We start from the raw sequence: 21,727 nt of genomic DNA on the forward strand, positions 1-21,727 counted from the left end.
TAGTTTAATTCGGCAAAGAGTAGGCAAATACCTTGCCAGTTTGGCTTTTAATTATGGCTAATAGTATTAAGAATTATATGATTTCTTGATTTCATTTTATCTGAGGATGTTTAACACTAATTTTGGGTATGATTCCTCAGGATACCATTCAGCAGATTCTGCAAGCCGCAGATGTGGTAGATGTAGTTGGCGACTTTGTTTCTTTAAAGAAGCGAGGAGCCAACATGATTGCGTGTTGCCCTTTTCATAATGAAAAAACTCCTTCTTTTTCTGTTTCGGCTACCAAACAAATTTATAAATGTTTTGGTTGCGGCAAAGGAGGTGATGCTGTACGCTTTATTATGGACTTAGAGGGGCTAAGTTACCCTGAAGCCCTAAAATGGCTGGCAAAAAAGTATGGAATTGAAATTAAGGAGAAAGAGTATACCGATGAAGAACTCTTAGCTCAAAATGAAAGAGATAGCCTTTTTATAGTATCAGAGTTTGCTCAAAAGTATTACATGGAGCAGTTAAAATCTGATGAGGGTAGAAGTATAGGTTACAGCTATTTCAAAGAGAGAGGTTTTAATGATGCCACTATAGAGCGATTTGGTTTAGGCTATAGTCCTGATGCCTGGGATACTTTTACTAAGCATGCTTTAAAGAGTGGTTTCTCTTTACCTATCTTAGAAAAGGCCGGCCTAACCATTATCAAAGAAGGAAAAGACCCAATTGACAGGTTTAGAGGTAGGGTTATTTTTCCTATAAATAATGTGGCAGGTAAACCTATTGCTTTTGGAGCTAGAATTCTAAAACCCAATCCAAAATCTCCTAAATATCTTAATTCGCCAGAGACAGATATTTACCATAAGAGTAGAATTGTCTATGGTATATATACTGCAAAAAATGGCATTAGGAATGAAGACAATTGCTATTTGGTAGAAGGTTATACAGATGTGGTTTCTTTAAACCAATCTGGTATTGAAAATGTGGTGGCTTCTTCAGGAACCTCACTTACCAAAGAGCAAATACAGTTAATAAGACGATTCAGTACTAATATTACCGTATTATATGATGGTGATGCCGCAGGTATAAATGCATCTTTGAGAGGAACAGACCTCATTCTGGAGGAAGGGATGAATGTGAGGGTGGTGGTTTTTCCTGATGGAGAAGACCCTGATAGTTTTGTTCAAAACGTGGGTTCGGAAGCTTTTAAGACTTACGTTACTGAAAAGTCGAAGGATTTTATTCGCTTCAAAACCGAAATTAGCTTAGAGAAAGTAGGTAACGACCCTGTAGCTAAAGCCGGTTTGATTAGTGAGTTGGTAGAAACTATTACTAAGATTCCGGATGCTATTAAGCGAGCGGTTTTTTATAAGGAAGTAGCTACACTCTTACAGATAGACGAAGCTGTTTTAATAAATGAAGGTAATAAGCTTTTAAGAAAAAGTACTAGCAATAAAAATAAAGCTAAGAGTAGGTTCTCTGGGCCTCCTTCAGATGGAGATTTACCGCCCGATGATTTTTTTATAAACCCTCCTGATGACCCCTCCAGTGCTAATAAAGAGCATAATTTAATTTCTTCAGTATCTTATAAAGAAGAGCTTTTTGTTAAAGATTTAGTTTGCTACGGAAGTGCAGTGATAGAAAAAGACCCAGAAACAGGGGAGGAGGTACGTTTGGCAGATTACGTCTTACATGAAATAGGGGATGCTAAATTCCAGTCGGTTCAGTTAAACAAGATTCTTGAGATATATAGGGAAGAATATGACGCAGGAAGGTTACCAGAAACGTCATTTTTTACTTCTCATCCTGATGAGCAAGTTCAGAAAAAGGTAGTTGATTGGCTTTCACCTCCGTATGAGTTAAGTGAAAGCTGGAAGAAATATGAGATTTTCATTAGAGATTATGTAGAAAGTTTAGATGATTTAAGTTACCGAAATATTCTTAGGATAAAGAAGGAACGTTTTGAAAACGATTATCTAAAACTGGTTGAAAAATTAGAGTCAATAGAAGACACAGACGAGCAGGAAGAAGTCTTACTTCAGGCAATGAAAATTAAAAACCTTGTTCAAAAGTTAGCTGACCAGCTGGGGTCTGTAATCTGATATTAGATACTTTTTAACATTATTATGAAACTGATTTATAATCATTTCATGAAGAAGGGGGTAAAGCTTTTCGTCTCTAAATTTTGAGTCGCTTTTGTAACGAGTGTCATGAATAACCCTTGTTTTATTTTTTTCTAATTTTTCAAACCTAATATACTGTGAGCCGGAAGATTTTCCGCCCTCCACATAGCATAATTTTACCAATTTCTCTTTTGCCGAGATTTTACTTACATAGTGTGTTACAGCTAATTTGAAAAAACCGAAAAGTAATTTTATAACTATAAAGATTAACTGATTGTCTTTTAAACCATCATATTTATCTCCAGCATAAGAAATGTTTCTAGGTTTAGAGTCAAAGGCGAAGGAGAAAGATAATTTGCTTCCGCACCAAGAGGTAGAAGGAGGCACTGTCATGTATCCATCCCAAACGGTTTCTATGTCAAAATCTAAATCATAAGACTTGCTGTGCAAGTAAAAGTCTTTATCAACGCCTTCTATGTAGCACATAGAATTCATGCCTTCTAAGTCTCCTAATGTTTCTAAATTGTTGTTTTTGAGGTAATTAATAGTTTCCTCAGAGTTTATTTTACTTTGGTCAATCAAAGTTTCAGAAGAGATTTTACTTGTAGTACGTTCTAAGGGCATTAATAAAAGGTCTAGATAGGGTATTATTTGACTGAATGGCAATATCCTTCAAAATATTCAAAAAAACCAAAAGCGAATGTAAATTTAGGCTAGTTTACTTATCAATTGACTAAATATCAACGTTAAAAAATACAAGATTATTGAATGCGAGTAAAGACTAAATTATATTGCGATTAAAGTTATTGATGCAGCTTTCTTTGAAAGCTATTGTCAATCAAATATCATATAAACCTTAAACTGTTATAAAATGAGATTTCAAAAGGCAATACTTTTTGCCATGTGTTTCTTCATACTCTTTGGAGCAAACGCCCAAAAGAAGAAAAAGAAGAAAGAAATGGAGGCTATGGCACAGGCTGTTTCTGATAGTTTGTCAAAAGCTAAAACTCCGGAAAAGAAAAAAGAAGAAAAGAAAGGTCCTAAGGCCTTTAGTGACTTTATTGATAGTACTGCGGTGAGCCAAAACGGACTCTTCAATGTCTATTTGATGAATGATAAGTGGTATTTCGAAGTTTCGGATACTTTATTAGGAAGAGAAATTATGACAGTTTCTCGTTATTCTCAAACAGCTGCAGGAGGTTCTATTTATGGTGGAGAGTTGGTGAATAGGCAGGTGGTGAAATTTGAAAAAGGTCCCAAAGACCAGTTATTCATGAAGTCTATTTCTTACATCATCATGAGTCCTGATAGCACCAAACCTATTGCAACAGCAGTTAGGAATTCTAGTGCCGACCCTATTATTGGAGCTTTTGAAATAAAAGCAATAAAGAATGATACGGTTTCAGATCTTAAATCATACGTGATTGATATGACATCTACCTTTGATGGAGATGAGCAAGTTTTCTCTTTGAGTCCAATAGACAAGCAAAGGCTCAATATTACGAGTATAAAAAAAGACAGGTCTTATATTGAAAATATAAAAACGTACCCGATAAATACAGAAATAAGAACCGTTAAAACTTTTGGGGTTTCTACTCCAAGGTTGCAATTAAAGCCATCACCATCGGTTGGCCGTTATTTACCAGCTTCAAGAGATGCGGGTGTGGTAACTATGGAGTTTAATACATCTTTCTTGGTGCTTCCTAAAGTGCCAATGCGTAAAAGATTGTTTGACGCAAGGGTTGGTTATTTTGCTAATCAATATGATGTTTTCAAAGAAGAGTCCCAAAAGTCTGATTCAGATGTATTTGCGGTTCGTTGGAGATTGGAGCCAAAAAGTAAAAGTGATGCGGAACTTCAGAAAGCAGGAGAACTGATTGAGCCTGCTAAGCCAATTGTATATTACGTGGATCCAGCTACGCCAGATAAATGGAAACCTTATATCAAAGCAGGGATTGACGACTGGAATGTAGCTTTTGAGCAAGCAGGTTGGAAAAACGCGATAAGAGGAGAATATTGGCCAGAAGGTGATACCACTATGAGTTTGGAAGACGCTAGGTTCTCTGTTGTTAGGTATTTTGCTTCACCTATTTCTAATGCCTATGGACCCAATGTACATGACCCACGAAGTGGCGAAATACTAGAGAGTCACATTGGTTGGTATCATAACGTGATGCGATTGTTAAGAAACTGGTATTTGGTGCAAACAGCTGCTGTAGACCCAAGAGCTAGGGAAATGGAATTTGATGACGATTTGATGGGCGAGTTAATTAAGTTTGTTTCTTCTCATGAGGTTGGTCATACATTAGGTTTAAGGCATAATATGGGAGCATCATCAGCCACACCAGTAGAAAAGCTGCGAGATGACAAATGGTTGGCAGAAAACGGCCATACTTCTTCTATAATGGATTATGCCAGATTTAACTATGTAGCTCAGCCAGAAGATAGTGTCACACATCTTTTCTCAGGAATAGGAGCATATGATAAATGGGCTATAAAATGGGGTTACAGTTATTTTGCGGACACAGAAAACGAAGAACAAGAAAAGTTAATTCTAAACGAATGGACCAAAGAGGCCTATAAAACACCAAACTTAAGATTTGGTACAGAAATAAGCCCTTACGACCCAAGATATCAAACAGAAGATTTAGGTGATGATGCCATGCTAGCATCTTCTTATGGAATTAAAAATCTAAAAAGAATAATTCCTAACCTTGAGAAATGGAGTGCAAAGGATGCAGAATCTTACAAGGAATTAGGAGAACTACATGGTCAAGTAGCTACCCAGTTTAGAAGGTACATGGGGCATGTGACTAAAAACATTGGTGGTGTTTATGATACGCAGAAAACCTATGATATGGAGGGTGAGCAGTTTGTGGTGGTGCCACAGGCAAAGCAAAAAGAGGCGGTAGCCTTTTTAAATAAAGAGCTGTTCAAAACGCCAGAATGGCTTTACCCACTATCCATTTATAGTAAAACTAAAGCGGAGACTGGCTTAGAAGAAATTAAACGTACGCAGGCAAGAGTACTTAGTCAAATACTGAATGGCGAAAGACTGGCAAGAGTTATGGAATATAGTGCTATGGATGCCGGAAATTATTCTGTAGATGAATTATTGACAGATTTAGAAAATGGAATTCTTTCTGAAATCAAAAGCAGAACAGCAGCAGACCAATACAGAAGGAACCTGCACAAAGTTTATGTGTCAGAGTTGATAGACTTGTTAACACCAGGGAAAGCGGTTCTTCGGACAGTTCCTGTAGGCGTTACTTATGGTTTTCAAGGTAGTACTATTGATTTAAATCAAACAGACCTTCCTTCCATAGCTCGAGGGCATTTACTTTTGTTAAAATCGAGACTTACTACCGCTCAGCGGACCTCAGATAAGTTAACTGCTTATCATTATAAAGATTTATTAGAAAGAGTGACTTTAGCACTAGACCCTAAATAGGTTTTAGTATTCGCAAGATGTGAAAAATGCCATCAGGTTTTGATGGTATTTTTTTTCATTTAAAGCTGCCTAAGGCACGATTTTTGCTTAGTTTAGCGTTAGGGTCTTAACTTAAAAACCTGGTCGTTTGAGTCGCTTACTTACTATAATATTATTTTTTATTTCATGCATGACTTTTGCCCAAAGTGGCAATTGGCAAGTAGATAAATTGGCAAAGGATTATGCCAAATTATCTTACCAGAGAGTGATTAACGACGCTAAATACATTTTGAAGAGAGATAACTCTCTAGATGAAGCACAGAAGAAAGAGGTACTCACTAAGCTAGCTTATTCACTATATAATATTAATGATTACAAGCAGGCGGAAGAATATTTTTCACTTCTGGCATCATTAGTGAGGGGCGATTCTGAAGCCGACAAAGACGTTTTGGCTAAGTATGCCAAAGTATTGGCAGGAAACGGTAAATATGAGCAATCTTCGAAAGTTTGGTCAGAATATGGAGAAAATAGCCCAAATAGTAGAGCAAGTGACTTTAAAGCCTTGCAGTCAAATATTCAAGCCTTAAAAAGAAATTCCAGTAGTTATCAAACTTATTTTTTACCTATCAATACGAACAATGCGGACTTTAGTCCAACGTCTTATGATGACGGTTTAGTCTTTGTTTCTGCTCGTTCAAAGAATTCACCTATTAAAAGAGTTTTTGCTTGGGATTACTCTCCATTTTTGGATTTATTCTTTATTGATAACGAAGGGCAGTTAGAATCCGAAGATGGTTCTAGCAGTGCCAGTTTAAGTTCAAGCTCTTATGAAGCTAATGCTACAGCAAGTTTAAATGATTCTTATAGTAGGCATACTGCCAATGATGGACCTACACTTAGCTTCAAAACAGCAATGGGTTTTCAAACTAAACCGAAATTAGCTTCAGAAGGTTTTAGCGGAAAATTGAATTCAACATATCATGAAGGACCCTGTCAGTTTTTTGATAATGGTGAGCGTGTGATTTTTACAAGAAATGGCATCAAAAACTTATCTTATGAATCGGATGATGGTTTGAATAGAGTGCACCTTTATTTGGCAAAGAAAATAGGTAAAGATTGGGGTAACTTAGAAGGATTTCCATTTAATGATGGCAATTACTCTACGGGTCATCCTGCATTTATGCCAGGGGAAAAAACGCTCTTCTTTGTGTCTGATATGCCAGGTGGCTATGGAGGTACGGATATTTATTATTCTAAACTAGAGGATGAAGAGTGGCAAACGCCTAAGAACGCTGGGCCAGAAATTAATACTGATGGGAATGAGATGTTCCCTTTTATTGACGAAGCCAATAATCTTTATTTCTCATCTGACGGGCATCCAGGCTTAGGTGGCTTAGATTTGTTTACAATTACTTTAAGTGAAAACGGAGAGGTAGAAAGTGGACTTCATAATCTGGGAGAGCCATTAAACTCTTCATTTGATGATTTTGGGATTCTTAGTGATAAGGATTTTAAGAAGGGATATTTTAGCAGTAATCGTAAGAGAGGAGGTTCTGATGATGACATTTATAGGTTTACTAGAATCGGCGATAAATTAGGCTGTAAAGACGCTTTACTTTCTGTGGTGTCAGATGAAAAGCCTGTGGCCAACTTGTCATTTATTTATTACGAATTGAGCGATAAAGATAATATTAAGAAGGGCAAGACAGATAGTGATGGAAAAATGGAGTTGTGCTTAAATGCCGAATCTGTTTATTACTTTGAATTTGCAGATACAAGTTATGTAAGCACGGGCAAGTATATTGACACCAAAGGTATTTCTGATTATCGGGTAAACCCAATTGATGTTGTGCTAGAAAAGCCTCAAGATGCTAATATCCTAAGACCACAAGTATTAGTCATGGGAAGAGAGCGAGATCTTTCTAGAATTGATAAATATAGAGGGATTATCTTTTTAGGAGATGTGGATAAAGGAGTAGAAGGCGTAAGGGTTCGTTTTGTCAATAAATGTACAGGGAGAGCTTCGGAAATTGTAACTTCTAAAGATGGTAAATATAGCTTTGACAGAGACCCAGCTTGTGATTACGAGTTTATAGCCATAAAGGCGGGTTTCGCCACTAACTATGAATTTGTTCCTATGGAAGATAGGAGAGTGCTTAGAGCCAACCCTTCAGTGACAAGTACTGGTACTGGAAATAGCAATAGGGGAGGTAATAGTGCTGCTGGTAGTGATAACAGCGGAAGTTTCGGAGTAGGAGGGGCGGCAGGTAAATCTAATACTGGCTCTTCCGGTACAAGTGGTGCTAAACGAGCGTCAAATTCGTTCTTTGATCCAAGAATTTTCAAAGTGGGTGATTTTGTTAAACTTGATAATATCTATTACGAAACTAAAGATTTTAAATTGGCCTCTAGTGCCCAGCAGGATTTAGACCAGTTGATTTTAGTGATGGAATCATATTCAGATATGGTTATTGAGATATTTTCTCATACTGACTCCAGAGGTACATCAAGAAGTAATTTGCTACTCTCTCAAAAGAGGGCAGATGACGTTAAAGCCTACCTAGTAAGAAAAGGTATTACATCTTCTAGAATTAAGGCAGTAGGTATGGGAGAAAAATACCCTGTCAATAAATGTAAAGACGGCGTTCAATGTACTGAAGCCGAATATCGCAGAAACAGAAGAACCGAATTTAAGATATTACAGATAGAAAGAATTTAGAAAGGAAGGTCATCTTCGTCAGAACCAGTAATCATCTGAGAAGCTGGCTCAGAAGCCTTGTTGCTTGTGCTTTGAGTGTTCTGATTACCGTAAGTGTTTCCGCTGCTTTCTTGTGCACTATTGTTGCCAGAAGAAGGTCTTCCACCTAGCATTTGCATTGAATTAGCCCTAATTCTAATTCCAGTTTTTTCTTGACCGTTTTGGTCAGTCCATTTCTCGTTTTTTATTTTTCCTTCAATATACAGCGGGTCACCCTTTTTAACGTATTGTTCCACCACGTTGGCTAGGCCTTCCCATATCTCTATTCTATGCCACTCTGTTTGGCTTTGCTTTTGACCTGTTCTGTCGGTATAGCTTTCTGTGGTAGCTAGTGAGAAGTTTGCCACTTTAGCTCCGCTAGGAAGCGTTCTTATTTCTGGGTCTCCTCCCACATTGCCTATAAGTAATACTTTATTTAATCCTGCCATGGTTCTGATTCACTTTATGAAATTTAAAGATACGCTTCTATTTAATATTGTCCAATAAATACTTTTCGATGAGCCTGTGCTTAGGCAATTGCTCAATATTGTAGCTAGAATAGAAGTCTTTTGAGTGTAAATCTCCAAGATTATCTACTTCTACTGGCCAAAATTTTGCGAAGATATTCTGATGGCTGAGTACTTGTTTTGAGCTTATTGGAGTACCAATATTTTTAATGTTCTTTAGCCAATTTGGAAAACTTTTTTCTAACGCTGTAATGTCTTCAGTAGCTGTTTCTGTTTCAATTAGCAGAAATTCAAAAAGCCCAATCCAGATGTCGTTATTTTCTCTCTTTTTTAAGAATAGTTTATCTTCATTGCTAATAACGAGATAGTTAAAGTGCCTGTCTCTGCTCTTTTGTTTTTTTAACTTTACAGGATATTTGTCGTGACTTTTGTTCTTGAAAGCTCCGCAGTGGTCTATTATAGGGCATTCTGTGCAAATTGGATTTCTCGGCAGACAGACTCTAGCTCCAATCTCCATAACTCCTTGATTGTAGTCTGCTGGGTTATCTGAAGTAATTAGTTTTTGGGCTAATGTGGCAAATTCTTTTATGCCTTTTGAGCTATTGATGGGAGTTGCAATTTCGTATACTCTAGAAAGAACTCTATAAACATTACCGTCAACTACTGCTCTCTGCTCACCATATGATATGGATGAGATGGCCGCAGCGGTATAGGCACCAATTCCTTTTAGTTTTAGTAGCTCTAAGTAAGTTTTTGGGAACACGCCCTTTAAATTTTTACTAATATATTGGGCTGTAAAATGGAGGTTTCTAGCACGTGAATAATAGCCTAAGCCTTGCCAAGTTCGTAGTACTTCTTCTTCGCTGGCATTCGCCAAATCTTCGACGGTTTTAAATTTTCTTACAAACTCATTATAGTAGGGTAAACCCTGTTCAACCCTAGTTTGTTGCAAAATTATCTCGGATAGCCATATTTTGTAAGGGTCTTGAGTTCTTCGCCATGGCAGGTCGCGTTTGTTTTTTTGATACCATCCGATAATTTTTTTTGAAAGCATAAATGCCTAAATATTATTGTTTATGATGTTGTTTTGATAACTCACTTGTAGTAAATTGACTAGATGAAAATATCATTATAAATTTGTGTGTGTAAAATCTATTGGGCTATCTTTGCGAGCCCATTAAAGTATTCGAGATGATAAATCATCTTAATAATCTCTTAATTATAACTAAAATTTTTTAATAAAGTGACTAAAGCAGAAGCAATTGCAGTGATATCTGACAAAACTGGTATTGATAAGGCCAGTGTATCAACAACACTAGAAGCCTTTTTCGTAACAGTAAAAGACACATTAGGAAGCGGAGAAGCTCTATACGTTAGAGGGTTTGGAAGTTTTGTCAACAAAAAAAGAGCCGCTAAAAAGGCCAGGAATATTTCAAAGAAAACAACGGTTACAGTACCCGAGCATCATATCCCTAGCTTTAAACCAGCTAAGGAGTTTGTTGATATGATCAAAACTAACATTAAGTAATTTTATGTCTGGCGGATTGAAACCTCAAAATCATTTTGGTATTATGTTATTGGTAGGAGCTTTGCTTACAGTGGGGCTTTATTTTCTACCTAAAACTGTTATTAGCACCGATGGTGATTCAAAGGAGCAATCCGCCAGTACTACTTCTTCATCTGAAGATACTGAAAGTCACACAGTTCTTAGCTCAGAGCAAGAACAAACACTTACTTCAATTAAAAACTCGGAAAATCTGACCGAGGAAGAGATGAACCAGTCATTGGTTGATTTCTTTAGCGAGCAAAGCATTTTTGATAGTGCTGCTTACTATTCAGGCGTTTTGGCTCAGACTAGTAATACAGAGGCTAGTTGGTTACAAACCGCAGATTTATATTACCAAGCATATTCGTTGACGCTAAATCCTATTAAAAGAGAGGAAATGGCAGAAAAAACTAGAGAGGTTTACCAACGGGTTTTAGAGATTAACCCAAATCAACTTCAGGCTAAAACGAATATGGCAATGACCTATACTACATCAAGTTCGCCAATGCAGGCTATTTTGATGTTAAGACAGGTGCTTGACGAAGACCCGAAGTTTATACCGGCCATTATGAGTATGGGGGCATTATCTATGCAGTCTGGGCAGTATGATAAGGCTGTGTCTAGGTTTCAGCAGGTTTTGGGTCTGTCACCTACTAATATTAATGCAAAATTGGGTCTTGCTTACAGTTTGATAGAAACTGGAGAGAGAGCCCAAGCGAAAGAGATTCTTTTAGAAGTTTCAAAATTTGATGTTGGCGAGGTATTGCAAAATGAAATCGACAACACTTTGAAAAGTTTAAACTAATTTCTACTTTTGCGATTCGATAATAACTGACCTTTTCCCAAAGGGGTTGTTTTCAAAGAAATTATTTTTAAAATTGCCCAGTGGGATAGGGTATTTAGCTTATAAATTATGCCTTGCGGAAAGAAAAGAAAAAGACATAAAATGTCTACTCACAAAAGAAAGAAGCGTTTAAGAAAGAATAGACATAAGAAGAAGTAGTCTTCTTTGCAACTATAGATTTCAATCTTCTTAAGTAAACTAGCAGTGAGCAGAGGAGCTATTCATATAGATCTACCTGTTTACTGCTTTTTTAGTTTTATCTAATAAATTTATCACCCTTAATTCTAACTCAAATTTGAGCAACGAATTATTTATAAGTTCCACGCAGAAAGGTGAGCGGATAGCTCTTTTGCAGGACAAACGTCTTATTGAATATCATTTCGACAACGCAGAGAGTCACTTTGCCGTTGGAGATATATATTTAGGGACGGTGAAAAAAGTAGTTTCGGGTCTAAACGCCGCTTTTATTGATATTGGTTATGAGAAAGACGCCTTTCTTCATTACCATGACCTAAGCCCGAACATCAAATCATTAAATGCCTACACCAAAGGTATTTTGAATAAAAAACCTTTTAGTACAAAGTTAAAAGGTTTTAAGCTACAGCCTCAAATTGATAAACTTGGTAAAATCACTGATGTACTAACTAAAGGGCAACCAATTTTAGTGCAAGTAGTTAAAGAGCCAATTTCATCTAAAGGCCCCAGACTGTCTTGTGATATATCAATAGCTGGTCGTTACGTGGTTTTAGTACCATTTGCGAATGCCGTTAATATTTCAAAGAAAATCACTAGTAAACAAGAACGTCAAAGACTTCATAAATTATTGTACTCTGTCAAACCAGATAACTTTGGGGTGATTGTTCGTACAGTAGCTGAGAATAAAGACATTCAAGAGCTTCAACGTGATTTAGAAGAGTGTATTGAGAAGTGGGAAGCTGGGATAAGAGCATTGAAAAGTGCGAAATCTCGTGATAGAATTGTTACAGAAATGGATCGTGCAGCTTCTCTTTTAAGAGATATGCTGAATGATGATTTTGACAATATAGTGGTTGATGATAAAGAAAACCATGACAAAATCAGCTCATTTCTTCAAAGTATAGCTCCAGAAAAAGCGAAGATCCTAAAATACCATAACAGCACTAAATCAAAGCTTTATGAGCAATATGGTATTGAAAAGCAGCTGAAATCATGCTTTGGTAAGTCTGTTAGTTTACCAAGTGGTGGCTATTTGATCATTGAGCATACAGAAGCTTTACACGTTATTGATGTTAATAGTGGAAATAAGTCAACCAAAGAGGAAGACCAAGAAGCCACAGCCATTAATGTTAATAAGGAAGCAGCTAAAGAAATAGCTAGACAGTTACGCTTAAGAGATATGGGCGGTATTGTAGTAGTTGATTTCATAGACATGAAAAAGGCTCAAAACAGACGTGAAATAAACGATGTTTTGAAGGCTGAGATGAAAGGTGATAGGTCAAAGTATACCATACTACCAATTACTAAGTTTGGCTTAGCTCAAATTACTCGTCAGCGTGTAAGGCCTGAAATGAATATTATTACCAAAGAGAAATGCCCTACTTGTAGTGGAACTGGTAATATTCAAGCTAGTATTGCGGTTACTGATACTATTGAGAATAACCTTGAGCATTTGATGGAGAAGCAAAATGAATCTGGTGTGAGTATGATTCTGCACCCATTTATTTATGCTTATTACAAAGAAGGTTTAATATCACGTCAGATGAAATGGCTGATGAAGTATAAGAAATGGATAAAGCTTACTAAAGATTCTTCTTTAGGAGTTACAGATTTCCATTTTATTAATTCACATGGAGAAGAAATAGAGCTTAATTAAAGCTGGATAAAATAATAATATTAAAGTCCTATTGGTTTAATACCGACAGGACTTTTTTTGGTTTTAGATGCTAATAGTCGTCGTAGAATCTTTTTATTTTGTAAGTAAATTGCTCATAAATGGGTCTACTAAATTCTATAAATAAATGCTGTGGTGCTGGAGGTACTTCTTCTTTGTTTTTAGTTAAAGCTAATTCCTTATCTGTCAAAGCACGCTCATCTCCATTAAAGCTAGCCCACTCATTAACCCAAGTAAATTCCCCTGGAAGCTCTTCTTTTTTTAGTAGTTTATCATTTTGGAAATCAATTATCTGCATGATAAGCAAGCCTTTTGAGTTTACTATTTTTCTGTTATCATAAAACTTGGCCTTTACTTTGGCATAAACATCTACTTTTTCACCTTTAATAGTCGCAGTTCCTGTTTTGACACTATCTACACTTGTTAGCGTTGTTTCCTTTTTCTCAAGGAAGGTTTCACCAACTATAAAATCAACAAATTCTAATCGCACTATATGGTCAGGTTGCACCTTGGTAGCTTTAGCTTCTGTTGGGCTATAGAATCTTATAAACTTATTCACACGCTTGTTTTCTCTAAGAAACTCATCAATCTGCTCTTGAAAGTATTCATGACTGAGCTGGTAAGTTCTAGAGTTGATAGTTGGTTGTTCTACCACTACATGATAAGAGCCTGCATTTAGAGCCTCATCCATTTTAATTCTTACATCTTTAAAGTTTGGAGCAAACTGGAAAAGCTCTTCATAGGAGTCAAATGCAGCTCTCCCAGCTTCAATAGTTCCTCTCTCCAGCATTTCATTGGCGTATATATATCTTTCATTTGCAGCTAAATCTCTTGCTTCTTCTGCTTCTTTGAAATATGAGGTAGGGCTAATTACCCTTCTACAAGGCATACAGCGAGCTATAAGGTCATGCATTTTATTTAGTTTAGAATAGTCATCTAAGACTCTTTCCCACCTAAACTGTTGGTTTGCATTTTTTGCAGAACTTATATCTGCTAGTAAATCTTGGCTGGCATAGGTATAAGCTTCTGGCAAAACCGATAAAGACTTTTCGTTGTCAATGTCTTTTTTTAGCTTGTCTACAGATTGAAGGACGGCGTTGTAGTAGTCTCCCTTGTCGAGAGCTTTTGTCCCGCTTTTGCTGCAGGATACAAATGTGAATGAGGCGGTCATTACCAAAATTGACCTAATAAATATAGCTTTCATGATAGTATATGTTAAGGTTAATAAAGAATTCAAAATCAATTTACTAGATATTGTTTTCGAAAATCAAAATTACTGAAGGTCTTAACAAATTATTAAAATCATGAAAGGATTTTATATAACGGTTTAAAACAGTGCGTTTTACTGAGGCATGGCAAGCACAGCTGTGCCAAAATTGACTTTAAATAATTTACACCATATCAATACATGATTTTGTTTTGATAGGTCAACTTCGGCAGGTAAAGTGTATTCTAAAGTTCCGTTTTCAACTTTTTTACTTACTTCTATAAAATTCGCCGCTCCGTCGTTTTCTGCTAAATAGACTCTTAAGTCTGGTCCAGAGTCAGTTTTGAAGTTGGTAAAGCGTAGTTTTTTTACACCATTTTCTTCATAAACCTGTACCAATCCGGAAGTTGGGTGGGCAGCATCCATGAAGTCACCATTGTATAAAATTTCAATATCGCCATTGTTCATAGCAATTTCTTCGTCACTTATAATTTCGGGGGGATTTACATCAGTTTTACTGCATGCTGTAAATAGGATTGAAAAAAGGGCAATAGGAAGAAGTATTTTCTTTGACATAATTGAAATAGAACTTAGATGAGAAAAAAAACGTAAATAAGTGTAAACAGTAATTTTTATGAAAAATCTTTTAGAAAACTGGACACCTATTCGAATTACGTATTTGGTGGTCTCATTGGTTTTTATAGGCCTAGCATTTTTTTACGGGCATAGCTTTTTTCTCTATGTTTTAGGTTTTGGTTTTTTAATTCAAACCTTATTAAATGTAGGCTGCAGCAGCGGTAGTTGCAGAAAGCCAACACAGTTCAACTATAGAAGAAGGCATTAAGCAAAGAACATGTAACCTATCAAAATAGCTGCCACAATGCCTATAAAATCAGCAAGAAGGCCGTATTGGATAGCATATCTGACTTTGGTTACACCAACAGAGCCAAAGTACAGTGCCACAATATAAAAAGTGGTGTCTGTTGTTCCCTGAAATATACACACCAATCTTCCTATAAAGGAGTCGGGTCCACCATTTTCAGGAGCCATAGCTTCTAACATTAAGCCTCTTGCTCCACTACCTGATAAAGGACGCATAATGGCCACAGGGAGAGCTTCTACAAACCTGGTGTCAATTCCCATGCTACCTATAATAAAGGCTAATGCATCAGTTATAGCATTAAGCACCCCTGAGTTTCTTAAAACACTTATGGCTACTAACATACCCACTAGGTAGGGGATTATTTTTACTGCAACTTGGAATCCTTCTTTAGCTCCCTCTATAAAGGTGTCAAAAATGTCAATTTTCTTTCTTAATCCTCCGATGATAAAAACTACTATAACGGAGAATAATATAAGATTGCTGTAAACTTTAGAAAACCCCTCTATTTCACCTTGACTCAGTTTTGATAAATACCAAAGTAGTAATAAGATAAAGGCTGAAATTCCACCAATCCAACCGATAATGGTTTTGTCCCAGATTTTTATTTTTTGTTTAAACATTAAAACTATAAGACTTATAACTGTGGCAAAATAGGTACTTATCAAAAGCGGAATAAATACATCAGATGGGTCAGAAGCACCCATAGAAGCCCTATAAGTCATAATGTTAATTGGAATTAGGGTCAAACCGGAAGTTTGAAGAACCAAAAACATAATTTGAGAATTGGATGCGGTGTCTTTATTTGGATTAAGTTCTTGTAAACTTTCCATTGCCTTGAGTCCAAACGGTGTAGCAGCGTTGTCAAGATTGAGCATATTTGCTGAGAAATTCATGATCATTTGACCATGAGCAGGATGACCTTTAGGAACTTCGGGGAACAATTTGTTGAAAAACGGGCCTACAATTCTTGACATAAATCGTATTGCACCTGCGGCTTCGCCAATTTTTAAAATACCTAGGAATAAGGTCATTATACCAGTTAGAGCTAGTGATATTTCAAAACCTGTTTTTGCAGAATCAAAAATTCCAGCAACCAAGGTTTCAAAAATCAGCTGGTCGTTTAAAATGAAGTATTTAAATAATGCCACAATCATGGCAATAATAAAGAACCCAGACCAAACGTAATTTAAAACCATAAAAGGAAGATGTCTAAAAATTAATTGACGAAATTTAGAGCAAATTACTCTATTAAGTATCGGATTTTAATGATTCTAAAGACTTTTTTGAAAGAAATATTATCGTCGTTTGTGGTATTGGTTCTAACCATTTCTTGTGCTTCTGAAGCAGAGAAACCCATATCTAATCCTCAAAAAGAAAGACTTTCAGTGCTGGCAACTATGAAGGAGCTAGAAATAGGAGCAATGGAAAAAAGTTTAATAGCTCAAGGTTTGGTTGATATTCAGAAGGAATCACCACTAATTTTAGTTGATTTGAAATACTCTACGAAAGACAACTTTTTTGGCAAGGATGTTTATGGGGAACTTGAAAAGGCTTTTCTACCCAAATTTGTTGCTGCAAAACTTGGCGTAGCCAGTGATAGTTTGATAAGTCAAAGTACTAATCTTAGATTAATGGTTTTTGATGCTGTAAGACCGCACAGTGTTCAACAAATTTTGTGGGATGCTCTGGATAGTATACCTGTGAATGTGAGAAAAGCCTATGTGGCCGACCCTATGGTGGGTTCATTGCATAATTATGGCTGTGCTATTGACTTAAGTATTTATGATGTGGCAAAAGACAGCCTTCTGGATATGGGTACGAAATATGACTATTTTGGATATTTAGCATATCCAAGAAAAGAAATGGAAATGCTAGCTCAAGGTTTGTTGAATAAAGAGCAAATAGCTAATAGAGAGATTTTGAGATCTGTGATGAAACAGGCGGGCTTTATGCCAATAACCAGCGAATGGTGGCATTTTAACAGCACTACCTTATTACAAGCGAAGCAAGATTTTGCTTTGATAAATTAAAAAAGCAGCCACTCTTATAAAAAGAATAGCTGCTTTTATGGGACTTTTTAAAATCTTATTGAGTTAGATAGAGGCAAAGAACTTTCTCACTTTTCTTTGTCGTCTTCTTGATACATCAATTTCTATTCCTGATTCTAATTTTAAGACTAATCCTTGGCCCTTTGAGGATGCAGATTTAACATGCGTTTTGTTAATCAAATGAGACCTATGAGCTCTAATAAATTGAGCTGAGTCTAATGTGGTCTCAAATGATTTTAATGTTTTGGCAAAAATGAATTTGCCAGATTTTGTGTAGACATAGGTGTAGTTAGCTTGGGCTTCTAGGCGTAAAATATTTTCTGGCCTTATTTGATTGCTTTTCTTTTTAAGAAATACTTTAAATTTTTGAGCCTCATTATACTTTAGCATTATCTGGCTTTTGTTTTATTGTAAGTCTAGTTTTCATTTACAATGTTAGGCCATAATGTTGTTATAATCAACTTAGACTGGAATACTGAATTTTATTAATTGGTTGATAATTAATACTTAATGTTATTTTTAGTAGAGATTATAGCGTAGAAATACGTAGTGCTTTGGGTAGATGTTCTTTGAAGATTTAGCTAGTTAGTGATGTTTTATCTATTATGATGTTCTATTAGATAGGATTGAGACTATTCTTAGTTTCTTTTTATCTTTGTAGACTTTTTTATTAAAACCAAAGTTCAGTGTTAGACTCAATAAATAGAATATTACAAGAGGCGGAAGAATGGAAAGTCAAGAATTCTGATGACTTGGAAAAGTACCGTTTAAAATTTTTAAGTAAAAAGGGAGCTTTAAATGAGCTCTTTGACGAGTTTAAAACTGTTTCAAAGGAAAAGAAAAGGGAATTTGGGCAGGAGTTAAATAAGTTAAAGAATAACCTAGACGAAAAATTTCAAAAGCTTCAATCTGAGGTGGTTGAAGAGAAAAGTGTGAGCAATGCTTTTGACCTTTCTTTACCTGACCTAAATAATGACTTGGGAGCACTGCACCCATTGACCCTAGTGAAAAGGAGAATTACAGAAATTTTTGCAAGAATGGGCTTCAGTAGTGAAGATGGACCTGAAATAGAAACAGATAGATATAATTTTACAGCTCTTAACTTTCCTGAGAATCATCCGGCAAGAGAGATGCAGGATACGTTTTTCGTATCAAAGGGAGAGCAACAAAGTGATGATGTTTTACTTAGAACTCATACTTCAAATGTGCAGGTAAGATTAATGGAAAACAGTAAACCACCTATTAGATCTATTATGATTGGGAGAGTTTACCGAAACGAGGCTATTTCCGCTAGAGCACATTGCCAATTTCATCAAGCTGAGGGTTTGTATATTGATAAAAATGTTAGTTTCTTAGATTTGAAAAATACACTACTTCACTTTGCAAAAGAGATGTTTGGTAAGGATACTGAAATAAGACTAAGACCTAGCTATTTTCCTTTTACTGAGCCAAGTGCCGAGATAGACATTTCATGCTTTATCTGTAAAGGCGAGGGATGTAATATTTGCAAAAAAACTGGTTGGGTTGAAATAGGAGGTTCTGGAATGGTAGACCCTAATGTATTAAAAAGTGCCAATATTGACCCTGAAGAGTACACAGGATTTGCCTTTGGAATGGGTATTGAGAGAATTGCTATGTTGAAATACGATATTAATGATATCAGGCTATTTTTTGACAATGATGTTAGATTCTTAAAACAGTTTCAAGGGGCTTAATTGTAATTTGTTTGTGTTAAAATAATGATTGGAAGACTTTTAGGATTACTATTTTTTTTATTAGGTTTTGTTCAAATAGGTAACGCTCAATTAAGCATCGCTTTTCCCTCTGAGCGAGCTATATTTCAACGTGATAATTCTAATCAAGGAGAAATTGCTGTCTATGGGATTGGTCCTGTGAATGCTGATGCGGTGGAAGGGAGGTTGGTGCCTGTAACATCAGGTCAAGGTGTTGCCACAGACTGGCAAGTCATTGATTCTAATCTTCTAAATGGAGCTTATTCTGGAAAAGTAAAAGGTGTAGGTGGCTGGTATAGGTTAGAGGTAAGATCTATAGTAAACGGAAATGTTTCATCTTCATCAGTAGTTTATAAAGTAGGAATTGGTGAGGTCTTTATGGTAGCTGGACAATCAAATGCCCAGGGCTTTCTTCTTTTTAATCCTCCTGTGGGAGCTTTTGATGACAGAGTAAATGGTTATGGCTATTATAATAAAGACGAAATACCTGAAAATCCAACACTTACTGATATTCGTCATTTAGATAGGGAATTAAATATTGGGCCTCATGGGCAAAGTGCTTGGGCATGGGGACAGCTTGGAGATTTATTGGCAGCTAAACTTAACGTTCCTATACTTTTCTTTAATGTAGCTTATGAAGGTACTACTATTGAAAACTGGGTGAGTAGTTCAGCTGGTTTACCGACTTATAATGATGGCTTAGGAACGGCTTTTGAGAATGGTGCTCCTTACTCTTTTATGAGAGTTACTTTGCAGAATCATGTTTCTATTTATGGACTCAGAACCATTCTTTGGATGCAAGGGGAGAATGATTTCGATACCAAACAAATTGATTACAAAAACCGCTTAAATACTTTAGTTAAAAAGGTGGCTACAGATACAGGGAAAAACATTAATTGGATGGTAAGTAGAACATCCTATATTTTTGATAAAACCTATGGTCAGATTATAGCCGCTCAGAATGAGGTTGTGGCAGATAATAGTAACGTTTTTTCAGGTCCTTTTACAGATAGAATCCAAAATCCTAGAACGGATGGGGTGCATTTATCTTACAGTGGTATTACGGAACTGGCATATGCTTTTGATAGGGACTTAAGCTTTAATGTAATTCAATCAATGCAGCCCACCCTAGGAACAGCTATAGAAGAGTTAAAGTATGCATGTAATTCGGGTAATACGATTAGCATTTCTGCCGTAAAAAATGGATTCTCAGCTTATAAATGGGTTAATGGTTCTACGGCTAGTTCAATGTCAATTATCAGTGGTGATGCTTCTGGTTTGTTAAGAGATAATACCGGTAACTATCATTTAACAGAAAAGGTAACCGTGAATGGCTTAGTGCCTCCAGCACCAAGTATAATTGCAGAAAATGATGGTGTAGCTTGTAGCGGGAAAAATGCAAGGTTTTATATTAATTCCACAGCCAATGAGGTGGAATGGTCAGATGGTACCACCGGTTATGAGTTTTTGACTAATACTACAGACCCTGTTTATGCAGTTCAAACCGACCAATATGGATGTAAATCCGCTAGGTCGCCTACGCTACGAGCGTCTTTTACTCCAACACCAGAACCACCAACTATAACTAGCTTATTTGGTAGTTATGGAGCCTGTGATGGAGAGTCCATTGTGCTTATGGCTAGTTCAGAGAATAGAATATTTCGGTGGAGCAGTGGAGAATGGGGTGACCAACTTGTTATTAATGGTGTAGGAGAGCGAGAATATCAAGTTCTGACTATTACAGAAAATGGTTGCGAGTCAGCGTTTTCAGAACCCGTTTCTATAAAGATATTTGAAAAACCTTCACCACCCTCCTTATTTAAATCAGGGCCTTACTCTGTTGGTGTTTCTTCACTTGAAGATTATGAAAGTTTTCAATGGTTTTTTGAAGGTAAAGACTTGGCAGGTCAGGTTGAATCCGAAATCCTGGCTAGTGAAAATGGCTTTTATTCCGTTAAGGGCGTTGAAGTTCATTCAGCACCTTACGCCTCTTCTTGTGCCTCAGAAAAGTCAGAATTATTTAGGTATGAAAAAAGCCCTGAGCATAATGGTTTAATTGTTTACCCTAATCCTGTAATTGACGGCGATTTTTCTTTAACATCGGAGGTTCCTATTGATGCAGTAGTTTCCTTAAAAGATGCCAAAGGCAGGATACTGATGAACCCCTTTGTTATTCAGAAATTGAGTTACCCTCAAAAAATTAGAGTTTCTTCAGACTTGCCTACAGGAATCTATTTCTTAACGCTCGACTATGATGGGCTTGAGAAAAGATTTAAATTGTTTTTTGAGTAGTAGTCCCAAATGACAATTCCGGCTGAAATACTGACATTCAAAGAGTGTTTAGTGCCAAATTGTGGGATTTCTACAACTTCGTCCGATTCTTGAACTACAGTTTCTTCTACTCCAAATACCTCATTTCCAAAAACAAAAGCATATTTCGTCTTAGCTTGGATTTTGAAATTTTCTAAAGAGGTACTGTTATGAGCCTGTTCTATTGAAATTATTTTATAATTATTTTCTTTTAAGGCATTTATCGCTTCTAAAGTCGTTTTGAAGTATTCAAAATCAATTGACTCTGTAGCTCCTAAAGCTGTTTTTTCAATTTCTCTATTTGGTGGCTGTCCTGTGATTCCACACAGATATATTTTGGTGATTCTAAAAGCGTCGGCGGTTCTGAAAATTGAACCTACATTTTGAAGACTACGAATATTGTCAAGGACTAAACAAATGGGAGCTTTATCACTTTTTTTGAATTCCTTAGGGCTTATTCGCCCTAATTCTTCCATACTTGTTTTTTTGATTTCAGTAGATGGCATAATAATTGAGTTATTTGGTTTATACAGGAAAAGAAATT

At 36.3% G+C, this 21,727-nt stretch carries 18 protein-coding genes; 10 read left to right on the forward strand and 8 right to left on the reverse strand.

All coding sequences use genetic code 11. From position 1 onward, the window contains the following. Window positions 1-128: 128 nt before the first annotated feature. A complete protein-coding gene (gene dnaG, locus AADJ06_RS12745) occupies window positions 129-2,087 on the forward strand; it encodes a DNA primase (RefSeq protein WP_341226847.1) in 1,959 nt (652 codons plus the stop codon). Here dnaG and AADJ06_RS12750 read toward each other — a convergent pair. Continuing rightward, complete coding sequence (locus tag AADJ06_RS12750; protein WP_341226848.1) at window positions 2,058-2,732, reverse strand: hypothetical protein; 675 nt, start codon at window positions 2,730-2,732, stop codon at window positions 2,058-2,060. The two genes, dnaG and AADJ06_RS12750, sit on opposite strands and share 30 nt — an antisense overlap. Before the next feature lie 247 nt (window positions 2,733-2,979). On the opposite strand from AADJ06_RS12750, the gene AADJ06_RS12755 reads away from it, so the two are divergent. After that, window positions 2,980-5,559 (forward strand): zinc-dependent metalloprotease, encoded by a 2,580-nt coding sequence (locus tag AADJ06_RS12755; protein ID WP_341226849.1) that lies wholly within the window; start codon window positions 2,980-2,982, stop codon window positions 5,557-5,559. 127 nt (window positions 5,560-5,686) lie between these two features. Then, window positions 5,687-8,257 (forward strand): OmpA family protein, encoded by a 2,571-nt coding sequence (locus AADJ06_RS12760; RefSeq protein WP_341226850.1) that lies wholly within the window; start codon window positions 5,687-5,689, stop codon window positions 8,255-8,257. Here the strand turns inward: AADJ06_RS12760 and AADJ06_RS12765 are convergent. After that, window positions 8,254-8,724: a single-stranded DNA-binding protein gene (locus AADJ06_RS12765; protein WP_341226851.1), complete on the reverse strand. Its 471-nt coding sequence runs from the start codon at window positions 8,722-8,724 to the stop codon at window positions 8,254-8,256. The genes AADJ06_RS12760 and AADJ06_RS12765 overlap by 4 nt on opposite strands. A 37-nt stretch (window positions 8,725-8,761) precedes the next feature. Beyond that, the gene (mutY, locus tag AADJ06_RS12770) at window positions 8,762-9,796 is read right to left on the reverse strand and encodes an A/G-specific adenine glycosylase (protein WP_341226852.1); all 1,035 of its coding nucleotides are present in this window, start codon (window positions 9,794-9,796) and stop codon (window positions 8,762-8,764) included. Window positions 9,797-9,985: 189 nt separating this feature from the next. Between mutY and AADJ06_RS12775 the strand changes: the two genes are divergently transcribed. The 3 genes from AADJ06_RS12775 to AADJ06_RS12785 all read left to right on the forward strand — a co-directional run bounded on the left by AADJ06_RS12775 (window position 9,986) and on the right by AADJ06_RS12785 (window position 12,984). Then, entirely contained in the window at window positions 9,986-10,270 is a 285-nt protein-coding gene (locus tag AADJ06_RS12775) for an HU family DNA-binding protein (protein WP_111371231.1), read from the forward strand. 4 nt (window positions 10,271-10,274) lie between these two features. Beyond that, window positions 10,275-11,093 carry a tetratricopeptide repeat protein gene (locus AADJ06_RS12780; protein WP_341226853.1) on the forward strand — a complete coding sequence of 273 codons (819 nt, stop codon included), beginning with the start codon at window positions 10,275-10,277 and terminating at the stop codon, window positions 11,091-11,093. Window positions 11,094-11,427: 334 nt separating this feature from the next. Continuing rightward, complete coding sequence (locus AADJ06_RS12785; RefSeq protein WP_341226854.1) at window positions 11,428-12,984, forward strand: Rne/Rng family ribonuclease; 1,557 nt, start codon at window positions 11,428-11,430, stop codon at window positions 12,982-12,984. A gap of 70 nt (window positions 12,985-13,054) precedes the next feature. Here AADJ06_RS12785 and AADJ06_RS12790 read toward each other — a convergent pair whose 3' ends face one another. After that, window positions 13,055-14,206, reverse strand: a complete 1,152-nt coding sequence (locus AADJ06_RS12790) for a hypothetical protein (protein WP_341226855.1) — start codon at window positions 14,204-14,206, stop codon at window positions 13,055-13,057. A 138-nt stretch (window positions 14,207-14,344) separates the two neighbouring features. After that, window positions 14,345-14,785: a DM13 domain-containing protein gene (locus AADJ06_RS12795; RefSeq protein WP_341226856.1), complete on the reverse strand. Its 441-nt coding sequence runs from the start codon at window positions 14,783-14,785 to the stop codon at window positions 14,345-14,347. A 58-nt stretch (window positions 14,786-14,843) separates the two neighbouring features. Here AADJ06_RS12795 and AADJ06_RS12800 point away from each other — a divergent pair, with 58 nt between their 5' ends. Beyond that, entirely contained in the window at window positions 14,844-15,053 is a 210-nt protein-coding gene (locus AADJ06_RS12800) for a hypothetical protein (RefSeq protein WP_341226857.1), read from the forward strand. On the opposite strand, the gene AADJ06_RS12805 is transcribed toward AADJ06_RS12800, so the two are convergent. After that, on the reverse strand, window positions 15,050-16,288 hold the full coding sequence (locus AADJ06_RS12805; RefSeq protein ID WP_341226858.1) for a nucleoside recognition domain-containing protein: 1,239 nt from the start codon (window positions 16,286-16,288) through the stop codon (window positions 15,050-15,052). The two genes, AADJ06_RS12800 and AADJ06_RS12805, sit on opposite strands and share 4 nt — an antisense overlap. Before the next feature lie 87 nt (window positions 16,289-16,375). Between AADJ06_RS12805 and AADJ06_RS12810 the strand changes: the two genes are divergently transcribed. Continuing rightward, complete coding sequence (locus tag AADJ06_RS12810; protein ID WP_341226859.1) at window positions 16,376-17,122, forward strand: M15 family metallopeptidase; 747 nt, start codon at window positions 16,376-16,378, stop codon at window positions 17,120-17,122. Between the two features lie 63 nt (window positions 17,123-17,185). Here AADJ06_RS12810 and AADJ06_RS12815 read toward each other — a convergent pair whose 3' ends face one another. Beyond that, a complete protein-coding gene (locus AADJ06_RS12815; RefSeq protein ID WP_341226860.1) occupies window positions 17,186-17,530 on the reverse strand; it encodes a LytTR family DNA-binding domain-containing protein in 345 nt (114 codons plus the stop codon). A gap of 296 nt (window positions 17,531-17,826) precedes the next feature. Here AADJ06_RS12815 and pheS point away from each other — a divergent pair, with 296 nt between their 5' ends. Both pheS and AADJ06_RS12825 read left to right on the forward strand, forming a co-directional pair. Then, the gene (pheS, locus tag AADJ06_RS12820) at window positions 17,827-18,855 is read left to right on the forward strand and encodes a phenylalanine--tRNA ligase subunit alpha (RefSeq protein ID WP_341226861.1); all 1,029 of its coding nucleotides are present in this window, start codon (window positions 17,827-17,829) and stop codon (window positions 18,853-18,855) included. Window positions 18,856-18,879: 24 nt separating this feature from the next. Next, complete coding sequence (locus AADJ06_RS12825; RefSeq protein WP_341226862.1) at window positions 18,880-21,165, forward strand: sialate O-acetylesterase; 2,286 nt, start codon at window positions 18,880-18,882, stop codon at window positions 21,163-21,165. Here AADJ06_RS12825 and AADJ06_RS12830 read toward each other — a convergent pair. Further along, on the reverse strand, window positions 21,123-21,689 hold the full coding sequence (locus AADJ06_RS12830; protein WP_341226863.1) for an RNA methyltransferase: 567 nt from the start codon (window positions 21,687-21,689) through the stop codon (window positions 21,123-21,125). The genes AADJ06_RS12825 and AADJ06_RS12830 overlap by 43 nt on opposite strands. Window positions 21,690-21,727 lie beyond the last annotated feature (38 nt).

Source organism: uncultured Arcticibacterium sp. (assembly GCF_964021845.1).
Taxonomy (GTDB): domain Bacteria; phylum Bacteroidota; class Bacteroidia; order Cytophagales; family Spirosomataceae; genus Arcticibacterium.